Annotated in this window: 13 protein-coding genes; 6 read left to right on the top strand and 7 right to left on the bottom strand. The window is 57.8% G+C overall.

What is annotated here, in order from left to right:
- Positions 1-4 precede the first annotated feature (4 nt).
- Together VRY85_RS07455 and VRY85_RS07450 are read left to right on the top strand one after the other, a co-directional pair.
- Positions 5-439, top strand: coding sequence for a hypothetical protein (locus VRY85_RS07455; RefSeq protein WP_414597960.1), 435 nt, complete (start codon positions 5-7; stop codon positions 437-439).
- A 12-nt stretch (positions 440-451) separates the two neighbouring features.
- Positions 452-2,062 carry a type IV secretion system DNA-binding domain-containing protein gene (locus VRY85_RS07450; RefSeq protein WP_414597959.1) on the top strand — a complete coding sequence of 537 codons (1,611 nt, stop codon included), beginning with the start codon at positions 452-454 and terminating at the stop codon, positions 2,060-2,062.
- Between the two features lie 90 nt (positions 2,063-2,152).
- Here the strand turns inward: VRY85_RS07450 and VRY85_RS07445 are convergent, their stop codons facing one another.
- Positions 2,153-4,678: a DEAD/DEAH box helicase family protein gene (locus VRY85_RS07445; protein WP_414597958.1), complete on the bottom strand. Its 2,526-nt coding sequence runs from the start codon at positions 4,676-4,678 to the stop codon at positions 2,153-2,155.
- A gap of 200 nt (positions 4,679-4,878) precedes the next feature.
- On the opposite strand from VRY85_RS07445, the gene mobF reads away from it, so the two are divergent.
- Positions 4,879-7,776 (top strand): MobF family relaxase, encoded by a 2,898-nt coding sequence (gene mobF / locus VRY85_RS07440; protein WP_414597957.1) that lies wholly within the window; start codon positions 4,879-4,881, stop codon positions 7,774-7,776.
- Between the two features lie 115 nt (positions 7,777-7,891).
- On the opposite strand, the gene arsH is transcribed toward mobF, so the two are convergent.
- From arsH to VRY85_RS07410, 6 genes are read right to left on the bottom strand one after another with little or no spacing between them, the layout of a single operon-like run.
- Entirely contained in the window at positions 7,892-8,650 is a 759-nt protein-coding gene (arsH, locus tag VRY85_RS07435) for an arsenical resistance protein ArsH (RefSeq protein ID WP_414597956.1), read from the bottom strand.
- A gap of 24 nt (positions 8,651-8,674) precedes the next feature.
- Positions 8,675-9,100 carry an arsenate reductase (glutaredoxin) gene (gene arsC / locus VRY85_RS07430; RefSeq protein WP_165277634.1) on the bottom strand — a complete coding sequence of 142 codons (426 nt, stop codon included), beginning with the start codon at positions 9,098-9,100 and terminating at the stop codon, positions 8,675-8,677.
- Positions 9,097-10,182, bottom strand: a complete 1,086-nt coding sequence (locus VRY85_RS07425) for an ArsO family NAD(P)H-dependent flavin-containing monooxygenase (RefSeq protein WP_414597955.1) — start codon at positions 10,180-10,182, stop codon at positions 9,097-9,099. Before VRY85_RS07425 ends, arsC begins: the two co-directional genes overlap by 4 nt.
- A complete protein-coding gene (gene arsB / locus VRY85_RS07420; RefSeq protein WP_414597954.1) occupies positions 10,179-11,240 on the bottom strand; it encodes an ACR3 family arsenite efflux transporter in 1,062 nt (353 codons plus the stop codon). Before arsB ends, VRY85_RS07425 begins: the two co-directional genes overlap by 4 nt.
- Before the next feature lie 13 nt (positions 11,241-11,253).
- A complete protein-coding gene (locus VRY85_RS07415; RefSeq protein ID WP_165277655.1) occupies positions 11,254-11,757 on the bottom strand; it encodes an arsenate reductase ArsC in 504 nt (167 codons plus the stop codon).
- Positions 11,738-12,082 carry a metalloregulator ArsR/SmtB family transcription factor gene (locus tag VRY85_RS07410; RefSeq protein WP_347286426.1) on the bottom strand — a complete coding sequence of 115 codons (345 nt, stop codon included), beginning with the start codon at positions 12,080-12,082 and terminating at the stop codon, positions 11,738-11,740. The genes VRY85_RS07415 and VRY85_RS07410 overlap by 20 nt, the downstream gene beginning before the upstream one ends.
- Positions 12,083-12,212: 130 nt before the next feature.
- Here VRY85_RS07410 and VRY85_RS07405 point away from each other — a divergent pair, with 130 nt between their 5' ends.
- From VRY85_RS07405 to VRY85_RS07395, 3 genes are all read left to right on the top strand, one after another.
- Positions 12,213-13,466 (top strand): MFS transporter, encoded by a 1,254-nt coding sequence (locus VRY85_RS07405; protein WP_414597953.1) that lies wholly within the window; start codon positions 12,213-12,215, stop codon positions 13,464-13,466.
- A 412-nt stretch (positions 13,467-13,878) separates the two neighbouring features.
- Positions 13,879-15,360 carry a SulP family inorganic anion transporter gene (locus tag VRY85_RS07400; RefSeq protein ID WP_347287807.1) on the top strand — a complete coding sequence of 494 codons (1,482 nt, stop codon included), beginning with the start codon at positions 13,879-13,881 and terminating at the stop codon, positions 15,358-15,360.
- 9 nt (positions 15,361-15,369) lie between these two features.
- Entirely contained in the window at positions 15,370-16,206 is an 837-nt protein-coding gene (locus tag VRY85_RS07395; protein WP_347287750.1) for a universal stress protein, read from the top strand.
- The last annotated feature ends 106 nt before the right edge of the window (positions 16,207-16,312 follow it).

The following is a 16,312-nucleotide window of genomic DNA, read 5'->3' as shown; positions in this document are numbered from 1 at the left end:
CGTCATGGACGCCCACACCCCTCCCAGCGGCCCACGTTCAAAACTGGATTTGCTGTATCACGAAGTCCTCGGCGAAGCCGCCGGGCTGGTGGACAGGCTGGAGGCCGTCACCCGTACCCTGGATTTCGCCCAGCAGCAGATGCAGTCTATGAGCGAAACCCAGCAGATGCTGCCGCAACAGCTCAGCCGCCATCTGAGCACCAGCCTGGAAATGGCTGCGAAGCCAGTGAACCAGCAACTTCAGCACACCCTGCAGGCGATGCTCACCAACACCGGCACCCGTCTGGATCAGCTTAGCCAGGAATCCGCGCAATACGCCCGCATTGCCCACCAATCAGCGCGCCGCATGGCAATCATAGCCTTGGCTGTGGGTGGCGCTGCCGGCATTCTTGGCGGGCTGCTGGCCGGCTTGGCCCTCGGTCAGCTTCTGATCTCGTGAGGTTTATTCCCCATGTCCACATTGATCTCACCCATCACCCGGCGGCGGATTGCCGCCTTCTCGTTGGCAATTTTCCCCACCGGGGCGTGGATGACTGCAGCCTCCTGGGCCAGCCAGATGCACTGGCGTGACTGGAACGCCCGCACATTCCGACATTTTGTGATGCTCACACCCCAGTACCCCCTTCTCTACGGTGCGCTGGGTGTCGGCCTGGTTCTTTCCCTTGCGCTGATTCTTTTCATAGGACGCAATCCCAGGACCGAAGGCTTTGAGGGCGCAGCCTTCAAACGCTTTGTGCGCGGCACCCGCACCACCAGCGCGAAAAATCTAACACGCCAGTGTGAAGAACGCGGCAAGATGCAGATAGATGTTGGCGGCATCCCCATGCCAACCGCCAATGAAAACCTGCATCTGCTCATCAGTGGCGCTACCGGTTCGGGAAAATCGGTGCTGCTGCGGAACATGGCCGCATCGGTGCTCAAGCGCTCTCAGCATGACATGGCCAGGCATCTACCCGGCCAGACTCCTGCGCGCAATGACCGCATGATCGTCATTGACCCCAATGGCGATCTGCTGAGCAAATTCTGGCAGCCCAATGATGTCATCCTGAACCCTTATGACGCCCGCAGCCAGGGCTGGTCATTCTTCAACGAAGTGCGCGCCGATTACGACTGGAAGCGTCTAGCCCGTTCCATGGTTCCCATGAGCCAGGATCGCAACGCGGAAGAATGGAACGATTTCGGCCGCCTGCTGCTGCGCGAAACCGCCAAGAAGCTCTATGAGCTACAGGGCGAAGAAGCAAGCATCATGGATCTGTTCCGGCTTTGCACCATCGAAGACCCCAAAGTGCTAAAGCAGTTTCTGGAAGGCACCCTCGCCGAATCCTTGTTTGCCGGTTCCAGCGAAGCCAGCAAGGCGCTGTCCTCTGCCCGTTTTGTACTGTCTAACAAACTGTCGGAACATACCGGCATGAAACCCGGCAGATTCTCCATCCGGGACTGGCTGGCAAAGCCGGATGGCGGCAACCTGTATATCAACTGGCGCGAAGACATGATGAGTTCCATGAAACCCCTGGTGTCTTCCTGGGCAGACGTGTTCATCACGTCCATCCTGTCCATGCCCGAAAGTGCTCACCGGCGCTGGTGGCTGTTTATTGACGAACTGGCCAGCCTGGAAGCCCTGCCCTCACTGGAAGCCGGCCTGACCAAAGGCCGCAAGAACGGCCTGCGTATCGTCGCTGGCCTGCAAAGCACATCACAGCTGGAACATATCTATGGGCGCACCATGGCCACCACCATACGTGCCAGCTTCCGCAACCTCGCGGTACTCGGCGGCTCACGCACCGATCCACAGACGGCCAAGGATATGAGCGAAAGCCTGGGTAAGCATGAAGTTGAAAGACCCAAGTTCAGCATCAGCCGCAGCGCGGATAACCGCAACACGTCGGACAACATGGAACGAGTGACGGAAGAAGTAGTGACGGCAGCGCAGATTCAGGCGCTGCCGGCGTTAGGTGGGTATGTGGCGTTGGCGGGCAATTATCCAATATCGAAGGTAGTATTGCTCGTCAAAACGCCGAAAAGAACCACGATCGAATTTCAGGATCTAGTGGCAAAACATTGAGCAAGAATCCCAACTTACGTTTCCGGTACCCTTATAAGAGTTTATCTCTCTTGCTATAGGGCTCCATGTGTAAACACGGATCCCCCATGGTCACTTTCGTATTGCCGTGACTGTATAGGCCGCCAATAGCCGATCACTAGTAAGCTTATGATGTTCGAGTAGCTGTTGCACCCTAGCGGCATTCAAATTATCCAACGATCCCGCTGCTGCAGTACAAAATGCTTTTATCGCTGCCTTGAAGGATGCAAGCCCTTCCTCTGTCAAAATGCGCATATTTGCATGTCCAGTAGCGGCGGGCTCAAGCACTCGGCTAGGATGAACTAAAATGGGAGTAGCCGTGCAAGTATGATCATACCGCTGATGGAACCAGTCGATTGAGCCGCTCAATTGATTGGCATAGTGCTTAGCGATCTTGTCAGTGATGGCACCACTTTTGCACTCAATGACGTAATATTTCAAGTTTCCGACAGCCCATAAGACGTCCGGGCCTCTCTTAAACTCCAACTCTGGACGCTGAGCCTTAAATCCTATAAATGCAGCGACTTCTTGCATTGCTGCCTCGAACACATTGGCATTGTCCGGAATAATAACCAAATCGTCCAACGCTGCATTAAGGCGTACAAGTAACTCCGTTTTTTTTCCTAAAAACGGCCTATATGTCCACACCACATTATTGGCTTGCTGCATCTCGCGCGCGTCCAATCTCTCGTAATCGAGTCCATCGATGGGCAATGTCAGACGACGATTTTTAACTAACGCGCTTTTGAGAATTTGTTGCGCTCGGACCGCATCGGAAAACTGTACATACTCGGCGAGCTGCCATTTCAACCACCCTATAACGCTATCAGGCTCCTTTGGTGTGACTTCATTAATGACGGTTTGAAGTGCGTCTTCCGACTTTGCATAATCCCGAATACTCGCACTATCAAATGCAGTTCGCTGAGCTACGGCAATGGATCTAACAGTTCCGGTCGCAGCGTAGGTGACATTTGCAACAGCTTCCCTTGCGACCCTCTTCCAATCTAAACCTTGTTGCAAACAGACTTCAACTGCGCTGTCGAGCTCACCCAACCCGCTCCCCAACTGCTCTGCAATCTCCAATGATTTTCTGAGCTGCGCCCTCGTAGCGGGCGACAGCATTTCCTTTGCACCCATGGTAAACATTGCTCTAGTGAGCGACGACCCCATCAGCAGAACAACGCAATAATCGTCGTTGGCCCTAATGCCACGACCCATCCCTTGCTCAATGCGCTGTACTTGGCGTCCGATAAAATGCTCGCTGCCTGCGAGCATGTTCATTTCCACCTGTTCATACGACCGACGGGCTTGTGGCAACCCATCCATTACGAGGATCCTACAAGCATCATTAGGCAAATCAATACCATCATACTTATTGAGCATCACTACAAGCCCAACGTGACCTGCTTTAAGTTGACCGACTGCAGCCTCTAAATTCTCGGCCTTCACTATTAGATCCGCTACATCAGCCCAGAACCTCAACCTGTAGTCAGAAGGCACGATAACAACTGTGTTATATGCCAACGATTTCATCTTGATGAACTCCTTGAGTTCAACTTCCGTGATATCGGGATCGATCTCTTGAGGTATAAGTATCATACGATCGCCAATATCGTTAGCCACATTCGGGGTGATGTGTCTCTTAACTGATTCCGGATTGGCCGCGAAATCGGTTACAAGGATCGAGTCATCCGCAAGAGTTGCTGTCATAAATATTCGCCGTTTTGCCTCAGTAAATGAGGGGATTGACTGAATTGGCAAGCAACGAGGTGATATTTCTACTCGACCACCGGTCATCACACATCGACAGTGAGCCAAGTGATCCTTGAGAAGCGGCCAGCTAAATTTTATTTCGTCGTGGCCTCGCTGCTCGGTAAGAATTTGTGATGCCTGACGATTTTTTTGATGCCACGCCCAGAACGGTACAAGTAACTCTTGGTCCGTTTCCCCGCTTTCGATCTCTAAAAGCCGCGTGCTATTTTGCTCTAGAAGCTCATCGCGAAACAGCTGCAACAAGCCGTTGTACGCCGGAGAACCGCGCGATGCAGTCAAAGTAAATTGTGATTCAGTTGTCGACAAACATGCGTGTGCGTCATCGACCAGAAAGACCCCCACCGGGATTTTAATACCAGTATCAGAAGTGCCAAACACCGACAAGCCGTTCACGAGCTTGTGAATGTTAATGACGAGAATCGCCTTTCCCTGCAGGAAATTTCCGGAAGTGGGATCAGTTGTAAAGGAAATTCCAAGCTCCGCCGCCTCACGAGTGACTTGGCTAACCAAATAATTATCTGGTGCGACATAAACAGCCGGCCCTACGCCTTCGTTTAGGCTGCTCTTTAGCATGAGCAAGCCGACCACTGTCTTTCCACCGCCCGTATTCATTTTTACCACCAGATCACGCTCACCTCTGCGCTCACGCCACCTGTCCCATACCTGCGTTTGAACGTCTCGGGGGTACTTGTACTTCGCATGTTTATTTGGAAGAAGATTGAATATCTCGCGTGGGCTTGTCTCGGAATCCAACAAAGACGTTCCGCTAAGCTTGCTCAAATCCAAAGGCATGATCTGTATTCCTCCGTTGATAAAAATACGCATACATCGTAACAGTTGGTTGAGTGCCCACGTGGACGGACAAGGCCCTGACTCTTTTCCTCAACAGGCTCTTAAAACATTGGCTCGTCATACTGCTGAAGTCTAAATCGACACTGCGTTTACACAAGATCTAACTCATGGGGCTCCCGGGTCAGTCCCCTTTCGATAAGTTATGCATTTCAAAGCCGACATTCGGAGTCTCCATGATTTCCCATAGCCAGATCTATCGCGCCCGCGCGTCCCTCTCCACCCACTACTACGCCGACCAAGCCGACGACTACTACAGCCGCGACGGTGGAGCCGCGACCTGGCAAGGCGAAGGCGCCCGCCGCCTGGGTGCGGTCGGTGAGATCGACCCTGCCCGATTCAAAGCTATGTTGCAGGGCGACTTTGGCCGGAGAGTGACGGCTGGCCGGTCAATCCGCAAGGATGCCAAAGCCCGTGCTGCCCTTGATCTGACCTTTGGTGCGCCCAAGAGCATTACGTTGCAGGCGTTAATCGGTGCTGATGAGCGCCTGATACAGGCAAACGATCAGGCCGTGGCAGCAGCCCTGGCCTATGTTGAACAGCACCTGACCATGGGTCGACGCAAGGAAAACGGCAAGTCGCGGGTGGAACAGACCGGGAACCTCATCATTGCCAAGTTCCGTCACGAAACTGCGCGCCCTACCGAAGACGCGGCCCCTGACCCTCATCTGCATGTCCATGCCCTGCTAATGAACCTGACCCAGCGTGCCGACGGCAGCTGGGTGTCGCTCTCGAACGAGGCCATCTTCAAGCTGCTGCGAGTGACCGACGCCATCTATCAGGCTGAGCTGGAACGTAATGTCCGCGCCCTGGGGTATGCCGTTCGTCATGAGAAGAACCATATCGAACTGGCCCACATCACCCGTGAGCAGATCGACTTCTTCAGTAAGCGCAGCGCCGGCATCACGGCTGAACTGACTGCTCGCGGAACGACCCGCGACAATGCGCCTCATGCATTGCGCCATGGCATCAATCTGGCGCACCGCCAAGAGAAAGCCCAGACTTTCAGCCGCACGGAACTGCACCAGCAGTGGCGGGAAGCCGCTGCTGCTATCGGAATGCAATTTGACCAGTCCGGACACCACGCTGAACTACAGGCGCCCGAAGCACAGGAATCGTCCGCCGATCTTGTCGCAAAGGCTTCGCTGGACTGGGCTATCCAGCACTTGGCTGAACGGGAGTCTGTTATGCCCTTGGCAGATCTTCTGCACAGCGCCATCCGACATGCTGGTGGCCATACCGACATCACCGCCATTCAATCAGCCATCCAGGGTCGTGTCGCAGCCGGTGCGCTGATCCAGGAAGAGCCGCACTATAGAAGCACACAGGACCGGGAAGCGCAGCCCATGACCTGCGAAGGATGGGCGGCTGAAGCCACTCGACTGACTGGATTGAGTCAGGACAGTGCACTGCAGTTGGTTGATAATGCCATCGCCCAGGGCCGCCTGTTGATGGAAAGTCCGCGGTACGCCTCCCGCAAGGCCCATGAAGCGGAGGCCAGAATTTTGGCAACCGAACAGGCTGGCCGGAGTACCTGGCAATCTACGATCAACGCATCCGACGCGGAAAGCGGCCTGGACGCTCTTCTGACTCCTGGCCAACGCGAGGCGGTCATGTTGATTACCACCGGCACCGACCAAGTGTCCGGTATCCAGGGCCTGGCCGGCACCGGGAAATCCTTCGCACTACAAAATGCCCAAACCATTTTGCGCGAACAGGGCTACACCATGACCGCGCTCGCGCCCTACGGCAACATGGTGCGCAACCTGCGCCAAGATGGCGTTCCGGCCAACACCATTGCCTCGATTCTTGCCGCTGCTGACAAGCGCCCTTTCCTGGATTCCCTTGGCCCGAGATCCGTGGTGGTGATAGATGAAGCTGGAGTAGTGCCGGTACGGCAGATGGACAGGCTGCTTGCCCTCATTCAACCGACAGGCGCCAAGGTGGTGCTCCTCGGCGACACAGCCCAGACCAAAGCCGTCGAGGCTGGCCGGGCCTTCGCCATGCTGCAAGAGCATGGAATGAAGACCGTGCTGATGGGAGACATCCAGCGCCAACGCACGGCACGGCTGCGTCAAGCGGTAGAACTCGCTGCCACAGGCCGGGCCAGTCAGTCCCTACCGTTGCTCAATGCCATCCGCGTGATTCCAGACGAGTTCAAGACCGACGAACATGGCAGAAAGACTCGCGACAGCTCAGCCCGTTATGAGGCCATCGCACGGACCTACACCAGCATGACCACCACAGAACAGGCCAACACCATTGTCGTGACCGGCACCAACACATCAAGGAATGACATCAATCAACGCGTCCACGCCCTGCTGGGCCTGGAAGGCAAAGGCCGCCTGTGCCAGCTACTCACCCGACATGACACCACTCGTGCCGAACGCAGTGTCGCCCGCTTTTACACGGTAGGCGACATTGTCGTTCCGGAGCGCGACTACAAGTGCGGCCTCAAACGCGGAGAACTTTACCGTGTGACCGGCAGCACCCGCCATGATCGCATCAGCGTCACGCCTGTCCAGACAGACGCTGCACGCGCGCAGCCCATAGAAATTATTCCTAAGACCATGAGCAAGCTGTCGGTCTATCACCTGAACCCGGCGGAGCTTTCTGTGGGCGATCATGTCCGCATTACACGTAACGATGCCCAGCATGACTTGGTCAACGGGCAACTGGCGAAAGTCGTGGTCATCGACGCTGCCAGCGTCACCCTGGAAACCCAGGGCCGCCATGTCCAGCTACCTACAGACCAGCCGCTGAACATGGATTACGCCTACGCCACCACCGCGCATAGCGCTCAGGGGCTGACCTGCGACCGGGTGCTTTACAACGCCGAAAGCTTCAGCCGCACCACCGCCCAGGATACCTACTATGTCAGCATCTCGCGCGAGCGGCACGAGGTTGTGGTTTTCACGGATGATGCGTCCAAACTGCCTGAACGCGTGGATCGGCTGACATACAAAGGGCTGGCGCATGACCTGCAGCAGCCCGCGCCAGCCGACCTGGAGAATGGAAAGAACGATCTTGGTCCCGCCAAGCAGAAAGAGGAGTCTGAGTTGGAAATCGGATGATTTCCAAGGTTCCTCATCAGATTCGGCACTGCGCTCTATCTCATGCAGCATTCCAGTGGCAAGCCGAGCGGAGCTACTCAAAACATTGCTCGGCCGCTTCCTTTGCTTTGCTGAACTACGTCTGCTCGGTCTCGCGCTCATGGGCCATCGCGGCCTCCGCGAGCCGCAGCACCTCCGCTTCGGACGCCTTGCGCTCGCTGTAGCGGTCGACAAGGTAGTCCGAGCGACCACGCACCAGCAGCGTGAACTTGACCAGCTCTTCCATTACGTCTACGACGCGGTCGTAATACGCCGATGGCTTCATTCGGCCCGCTTCGTCGAATTCCTGAAAGGCCTTGGCAACCGAGGACTGGTTCGGAATGGTGACCATGCGCATCCAGCGCCCCAGCACGCGCAGGGCATTGACTGCGTTGAAGGACTGCGAGCCACCGCTGACCTGCATGACGGCAAGCGTGCGCCCCTGAGTGGGCCGGACGCTACCGACTTCGAGCGGGAGCCAGTCGATCTGGCTCTTGAAGATGCCGGTGATCGTGCCATGGCGCTCGGGACTGCACCACACCTGTCCCTCCGACCACTGGGACAGCGCGCGCAGCTCGGCCACCTTGGGATGGTCGGCTGGCACGCTGTCGGGCAGCGGCAGTCCATGCGGATCAAAGATGCGGGTTTCAGCGCCCAGGCGTTGCAGGATGCGTGCGGCTTCTTCGACGAGAAGTCGGCTGTACGAGCGCTCGCGCAGCGAACCGTAGAGCAGCAGGATGCGCGGAGGGTGTTCCGCATCGACCGGCACACCCAGTTTTTCATGGGTTGGCGTATCGAAAAGGGATTCGTCCAGCGCAGGCAGAGTGCTGTCGTGTAGTGAGGTGAATTGCTTCATGATAAATGTTCCAGGTGCGCAGACTCAGCGCACGCGTTTTCCGTGTTCGTCTATGACCACTTCACCATCCTCCTTGGTGAATGGGCCACGTTGAGGCTGTTCGAGGATATCCAGCACCAGCTCGGACGGACGGCACAGGCGCACGCCCGTTGGCGTCACGACGAAGGGTCGGTTGATAAGAATCGGATGCGCCAGCATGGCGTCGAGCAGAGCGTCGTCAGTCAACGATGCGTCATACAAGCCGAGTTCTTGGAAAGGTGTGCCTTTCTCGCGTAGCGCCTGGCGTACCGTCAGGCCCGCGCGCTCGATCAGTGACCTGAGCGTGTCGCGGTCTGGCGGGGTGGCTAGGTACTCGATCACCTGTGGCTCAATGCCGGCATTGCGGATCAGCGCCAGCGTATTGCGCGAGGTGCCGCATTTGGGGTTGTGATAGATGATGACATCGCTCACGGCGAAACTCCTTGTGATTGAACGTGGCTGTCAGTCGACAGCGTTTCTCCGATTTCCTGTGCGGTACTGCGGGCCGAGCGCATGACGCCAACCAGGGTGGCTGAGGCGAACCCGGTCCAGTCGCCATAGCCCACCAGCCAAAGCCCCGGGTCGGCCACGGAGCGTGTGCCATCGACGGCGATGCGACCTTCCGCGTCCAGCACACCGAGCGGCTGCAAGTGATCCAGCGCCGGCAGAAAGCCGGTGCACCAGATGACGGCATCGACCTCCGATTCCCTGCCGTCAGGCCATACGACACCGGTTGGCGTAAAGCCTGTGAAGGGTCGGACTGAGACCAGGTCGCCCCGCCGACGCGCTGCAGCCACCGGAGGCACCATCACGATGTCTCCGAACCCTGCGCTCCGTTCGGGTACCGGCAAGCCTTGCTGCATGGCCTGCCAGCGCGCGGTCGCCTGCTCGAACAGCACGCGCCCGTCCACATCATCCGGTAGGAAGACCGGGTCGGAAGGGGTCACCCATGTAGTCTGCGCGATGCCGGCCATCTCAGCCATGATCTGTGCGCCGGAATTGCCACCACCCACCACCAGCACACGCTGCCCAGCAAAATCCCGAGGATGCCGGTAGTGCGCCGAATGAATCTGCACACCTGAAAAGCTCTCCTGCGCAGGGTAGGCAGGCACATAGGGATGACGCCAGGTGCCGGTGGCGCTGACGACTGCGCGCGAGCGCCAAGTACGGCCGCCATCGGCCTCGACCAAGAAAGAGCTGCCATCCCGCCGGACTGCCTGCACCCAGACCGGCCGCACGACCGGCAATTTGTAGCGCGCCTCGTAGCGCGCAAGGTAGTCGATGACGTGGTCACGCGAGGGGTACCCGTTGGCAGGCGGCATGGGCCAGCCCGGAAGCGAGCTCCATTGCGCCGGGGAAAACAATGTCAGCGACTCCCAGCCATGCCGCCAGGCCGCGCCAGGCCCCTCCTCGGCATCCAGCAGCACGAAGGACAGCCCGGTGCGGCGCAGAAAGTAGGCGGTGGCCAGCGCCGCCTGCCCGCCGCCCACGATCACGACATCGACTTCGTTCATGCCTTGCTTTGCAGAGGTGCGGTGGAGGTGAAGTAGCGCCTGCCGAGCCACAATGCCACATGCACCAGGGCAATCAGCACGGGCACTTCGACCAGTGGCCCGATGACCGTGGCAAAGGCCACTGGGGAAGCCAGTCCGAATGCCGCGATGCCTACGGCGATGGCAAGTTCGAAATTGTTGCTGGCCGCAGTGAAGGCAAGCGCCGTGGTGCGCGGGTAGTCGGTGTCGATAAGCTTGCCCATCATGAAGCTCACGACGAACATGATCACGAAATACAGCGCGAGCGGCACGGCGATACGCAAGGCGTCCAGTGGCAGCTCAACAACAGAACCGCCCTTCAAACTGAACATGGCCACGATGGTGAACAACAGCGCAATCAGCGTGATCGGGCTGATGCGCGGGATGAAGGTATCGTTGTACCAGGCTTCGCCGCGCGCCCTGACCAGAAAGCGCCGGGTCAGGTACCCCGCCAGGAAAGGAATGCCCAGATAGACCAGGACGGCTTTCGCAATGGTCCAGAAGCTGACATCCAGCACGCTGCTCTGCAAGCCGAAGACCGGTGGCAGCACATCGAGGAAGAACCAGGCGTAGACGCTGAAGAAGACGATCTGGAAAATCGAGTTGAACGCCACCAGTGCCGCCACATACTGGTTGCTGCCGCAGGCAAGCTGGTTCCACACCAGCACCATGGCAATACAGCGCGCCAGGCCGATCAGGATAAGCCCTGTCATGTAGGCAGGGTAGTCGTGCAGAAAGTACGCCGCAAGCGCGAACATCAGGATCGGCCCGATCACCCAGTTCTGTACCAGCGAGAGCGCAAGAACCTTCTTGTCCTGGAACACCAGGGGAAGCTCCTCGTAACGCACCTTCGCAAGCGGCGGATACATCATCAGTATCAGGCCGATGGCAATGGGAATGTTGGTCGTGCCGACGGAAAGGCTCTCCAGCCATTGCGGCAGGCCGTCGAAGGTGGTGCCAAGAAGCACCCCCAGCGCCATGGCGGCAAAAATCCAGAGCGTGAGATAGCGGTCGAGAAAGGATAGGCGTCGGGTTTGCACGGGAATTCCTGCGTTAGTCTTTGGGTAGCTGGCCGATTTCGTTTACTTCGCGCTTGATGGCGTTGTGATCGAGCTTGTCGATAGGCAAGGCGCAAAAGAGCTGCACGCGGGTGGAAATCTGGCGGCACACCTTGGCAAACGCGTGACGTTTTTCCTCGTCGGTGCCCTCCGCCTTTGCCGGATCCTCAAATCCCCAGTGAGCCGTAATCGGGTGGCCAGGCCATACCGGGCAGACTTCACCTGCCGCGTTATCGCAAACGGTAATGACGAAGTCCATGTGCGGGGCATCGGGCCCGGCAAACTCGTCCCAGCTCTTGCTGCGCAGACCATCAGTGGGGTATCCCGCCTGCCTGGCCTGCTCAATGGCAAAGGGGTTCACGGCACCAGCAGGGTGGCTACCGGCGCTGTAGGCACGGAACCGTCCCTTGCCGATGGTGTTGATCAGCGCCTCGGCCATGATGCTTCGCGCGGAATTTCCCGTGCACAACACGAGGACGTTATAGATCTTGTCGTTCATCTGACTGACTCTCAGTGGGATCGCAGGCTGGTACGCACGAAATACCGTCGCAGCAGTTCTCTGCGAGGTATCCCAGCACGGCGTTCATGGTGGGATAGTTGGCGCTATAGATCACGAAGCGGCTTTCCTGGCGCGAGGACACAAGCCCTGCATGGGAAAGCTCCTTCAGGTGAAAGGACAGCGATGAGGGAGGGATATGGGCGAGTTTGGCAATGCGCCCAGCCGGAAGGCCTTCTGGTCCGGCCTGTACCAGCAATCGGTAAACAGCCAGCCGAGACTCCTGGGCAAGCGCCGACAACACCCGGATGATGTCTTTAGATTCCATACTTTCATTATCGTGGAAATATAGAATACAAACAAGTATCGTCCGTCAAACGACGCATCATCGAGCGCTGCCGTCGCGGTAAAAGCAGCGTTGGCGCCCCTACTAGCTCATCAAATCACGAAGAGTGGCAGTGACAGCTGGCGTGACCGGTCCTAACAACAAGGCAGGCTTTGTGCGCATTCCTTTACCTACTCTCTCGCCCGCCCCTGTTCGCTTGATCAGCGTGCTCGGCCTCACCCAGATACTCGCCTGGGGCAGCACGTTTTACTTGCCTGCTGTACTAGCCGCGTCGATTGCACGTGAAAGCGGATGGTCACTTGGTAGCGTAGTCGCAGGTCTTTCCTGGGGGCTGCTGGTGGCCGGTTTCAGCGCGCCCCGCGCGGGCCGGCTAATCGATCAATTCGGTGGCCGTCCCGTATTAGCCACCAGCTCTCTACTGCTGGCAGCAGGACTGGCCCTGATGGGCTTGGCGCCGAGCCTGCTTGTTTACTTCCTCGCATGGACCATCCTGGGAACGGCCATGGCCAGCGGCTTGTATGACGCCGCCTTTTCCACGCTGGGACGGCTGTTTGGGGATAACTCTCGCACCGCCATGACAGGCGTGACGCTGATGGGCGGCTTTGCCAGTACGGTGGCCTGGCCGGCCATCACGGGCCTGGAGGCTGAACTGGGTTGGCGCGATACCTGCTTGGTGCTGGCTGGTGTGCATTTGACGGTAGGGTTGCCGCTGTATTTACTGTTGATCCCTCGCGAGCAGCAGCGCAATAGCGAAGTCGAGCCCACAAAACAAGCTGAACAGCCGGCCGAGGTGATCAAGGAAGCCAGATGCCTTTTCGTGCTAGTCGCCATCCTTTTCACATTGCAGTCATCCGTTATGTCCAGCCTTTCCGTGCATCTGCTCGATGTCCTTGGCCAGCTCGGCTTTGCTGCGCCTGTGGCATTGGCCGTCGGCATGATGATCGGCCCATCACAGGTGGTCGCCAGACTGTTGGAGTTTTCCCTTTGGCGATCGCTTCATCCGACATGGTCCGCGCGTGGTGCCGTGTTGCTCTGCTTTCTCGGCCTCGCCCTCCTGGCTGCGGCGGACCCTGCTCTGGCGTTTGTTGCAACGGCTCTATATGGCGCAGGCAATGGCCTTCTTACCATCGTGCGCGGCACGCTTCCACTCGCCCTTTTCGGGCCTCAAGGATATGGCACCCGTATGGGCCTACTGGCGCGCCCCATGCTTTTTGCCCAAGCCATTGCTCCCCTGATGATGGCGATGCTGCTCAGCGAACTGGGGCCGACGATCCTGTTGACCACACTCACCACCTTGGCGTTGGTCGGGGTAGTGGTGACGTGGCGCTTGCCCATAGGTCGTCATGAATCTGCACATAAGACCTGATGGAATGCGCTCAGCCAATGGAGTTCATCCTGACGGAGATCCTCCTAAAAAGCGGATTCTTGCCAACTGCGCCTGCAAAACCGGAATGCACCCTGGTACAGGTCAATTAGAAACCGCCTTTATCCTCAAGGTATAATGCCGCTATGCACAACAGTCTTTCCTCATCCGTCCGAGATGTCGCCCCTGCGTGGGCGGGATTGTCTGTGCCTTTTTCTCAAGCAAACATCGCCCGCCAAGCGGGTCATGCCATTCACAAGGCAGCTCGGCAACGACTGAGTCCGCCCTAAGTCGGTAGTTCCGTTTGCGTTCCAGCACCAAGCGCTGCTGGTTCGACCTTCGTCTTCCCCAATATTTCCGACTTATGTCGGCTCTGCTGCACGCTTGCGGCAGAGCGACGCTTTTTCTTGTGTCCATGCTAACTAAATCCCTGCACCAGGACTGGTTTTCCAATGTCCGTGGCGACCTGCTCGCCGGTATCGTCGTCGCGCTCGCGCTGATCCCTGAAGCCATTGCGTTTTCCATCATCGCCGGCGTAGATCCCAAAGTGGGTCTGTATGCCTCCTTCTGTATTGCAGTTGTCATCGCTTTTGCTGGCGGCCGCCCGGGCATGATCTCGGCTGCCACCGGTGCCATGGCGCTCCTGATGGTCACCCTGGTCAAGGAGCACGGCCTGCAGTATCTCTTGGCTGCAACCCTTTTGACTGGCGTGTTCCAGATTCTGGCCGGTGTACTTAAGCTGGGCGGCCTGATGCGTTTCGTATCGCGCTCGGTCGTCACCGGTTTCGTCAATGCGCTGGCCATCCTTATCTTCATGGCCCAGCTTCCCGAGCTGACCAATGTCACCTGGGTGGTGTATGCCATGACCGCCGCAGGCCTGGGCATCATCTACCTTTTCCCCTACCTCACGAAATCTGTTCCCTCTCCTCTCGTCTGCATCGTGTTGCTCACCGCAGTCGCAATGATGCTGGACCTGGATATCCGTACGGTGGGAGATATGGGTGAGCTGCCAGACAGCCTGCCGGTTTTCCTGCTGCCGCAGGTGCCGTTGAACTGGGAAACGCTAGCCATCATCTTCCCGTACTCGCTGACCCTGGCAATCGTCGGTTTGCTCGAGTCCATGATGACCGCCACCATCGTGGACGACCTGACTGACACGCCGAGCGACAAGAACCGGGAATGCGCCGGCCAAGGCGTCGCTAACATTGCCTCCGGTCTGCTGGGCGGCATGGCGGGATGCGCCATGATCGGCCAGTCGGTCATCAACGTTAAATCCGGCGGTCGCGGCAGGCTTTCCACGCTGGCGGCCGGCGTAATTCTGCTGATTATGGTGGTGTTCCTTGGGCCGTGGGTAAAACAAATCCCCATGGCTGCACTGGTGGCCGTGATGATCATGGTGTCCATCGGCACCTTCAGCTGGGAATCTATCCGTAATCTGCGCGCTCACCCCAAGAGCTCCAGCATCGTCATGGTGGCAACCGTCATCGTGGTCGTTGCCACGCATGATCTGGCCAAGGGTGTTTTCGTGGGCGTCCTGCTTAGCGCCCTCTTCTTCGCCACCAAGGTCAGCCGACTGTTTCAGGTCAAGTCCGAGCTCGTGGACGAGGGCAAATGTCGCAACTACGTGGTGTCTGGTCAGGTTTTCTTTGCCTCTGCAGACAGGTTCGTATCGGCGTTCGATTTCAAGGAAGCCGTCGATCGCATCACGATCGATGTGAGCCGCGCGCATTTCTGGGACATCACCGCAATCAATGCGCTGGACAAGATTGTTTTGAAGTTCCGGAGGGACGCCACCACCGTTGACATCATCGGCATGAACGAGGCCAGCGCAACTCTGGTCGACCGATATGCCGTTCATGACAAAGCCGGCGCTGACCACGACCTGACCGCACACTAAGGAGACACCATGAACAACGTGATTGCTTGTATTGACGGCGCGAGCTACACCGAGAGCGTCTGCGACTATGCGACCTGGGCGGCAAAGAGGCTGGGTACTCCGCTTGAATTCCTTCATGTGCTAGTTCGTCAGGACGATGCGAAGGTCGATGCCAGCGGCAGTATCGGGTTAGGCGCCCAAGAGTCCCTTCTGCAGGAATTGTCCGATCTGGATGAGCGTCGCAGCATCATTGCGCGGGAACATGGCCGGCAACTGCTGGAAGGCGCCAAGCAGCGGGCCATAGCAGCCGGTACACAACAGGTCAGCGCACGCCAGCGTCATGGAGAACTCATCGAAACGCTGGTCGAGATCGAGACAGACACTCGTCTGTATGTACTCGGTCAGCACGATCATGAGGCGAAGCCCAAGCGCTTTTTATTGGATCACAACCTGGAGAGTGCAGTGCGCACGCTGCACCGCCCGATCCTGGTAGCCAATTCAAAATTCGCTGAGCCCCAGCGCTTCATGATTGCCTTTGACGGGAGCGCGACAGGCCGCAAAACAGTCGAGATGGTGGCAGACAGCCCGCTGTTGCGCGGCTTGGAGTGCCATGTCGTGACGGTAGGCAATGCCGTGGAAGCGCTGCGCTGGGCCTCTGAGAGATTGGATGGGGCGGGGTTCCAAGTGACATCTCACCAGCTTGACGGAGAGCCTGCCAATGCGTTGGCTAACTATGCGCAGCAGCAGAGCATCAATATGATGGTCATGGGTGCCTACGGACATTCGAGGATCCGGCACTTGGTTGTGGGTAGCACTACCACGGCCATTTTGCGGCAAAGCAAAGTCCCTGTGCTGATCCTTCGTTGAGCGAAAATACAGACAATCTGCCGCCTCACCGAGGTGAGGGTTTCTCTGACGTAGCCCCCTGGTAGGTCTATTGCTGCGGCCCTGTAAATCCATAGCAGCCTCTATG

The sequence above is a fragment of the Achromobacter sp. F4_2707 genome (assembly GCF_047501535.1).
Classification (GTDB): Bacteria; Pseudomonadota; Gammaproteobacteria; order Burkholderiales; family Burkholderiaceae_B; genus Yanghanlia.
This window is presented reverse-complemented; position numbering and strand designations above follow the sequence as displayed.

Coding starts and splice junctions, on each gene's coding strand:
- VRY85_RS07455 (WP_414597960.1), top strand. CDS start 5: ATGGACGCCCACACCCCTCCCAGCGGCCCACGTTCAAAACTGGATTTG.
- VRY85_RS07450 (WP_414597959.1), top strand. CDS start 452: ATGTCCACATTGATCTCACCCATCACCCGGCGGCGGATTGCCGCCTTC.
- VRY85_RS07445 (WP_414597958.1), bottom strand. CDS start 4,678: ATGCGTATTTTTATCAACGGAGGAATACAGATCATGCCTTTGGATTTG.
- mobF (WP_414597957.1), top strand. CDS start 4,879: ATGATTTCCCATAGCCAGATCTATCGCGCCCGCGCGTCCCTCTCCACC.
- arsH (WP_414597956.1), bottom strand. CDS start 8,650: ATGAAGCAATTCACCTCACTACACGACAGCACTCTGCCTGCGCTGGAC.
- VRY85_RS07425 (WP_414597955.1), bottom strand. CDS start 10,182: ATGAACGAAGTCGATGTCGTGATCGTGGGCGGCGGGCAGGCGGCGCTG.
- VRY85_RS07415 (WP_165277655.1), bottom strand. CDS start 11,757: ATGAACGACAAGATCTATAACGTCCTCGTGTTGTGCACGGGAAATTCC.
- VRY85_RS07410 (WP_347286426.1), bottom strand. CDS start 12,082: ATGGAATCTAAAGACATCATCCGGGTGTTGTCGGCGCTTGCCCAGGAG.
- VRY85_RS07400 (WP_347287807.1), top strand. CDS start 13,879: ATGCTAACTAAATCCCTGCACCAGGACTGGTTTTCCAATGTCCGTGGC.
- VRY85_RS07395 (WP_347287750.1), top strand. CDS start 15,370: ATGAACAACGTGATTGCTTGTATTGACGGCGCGAGCTACACCGAGAGC.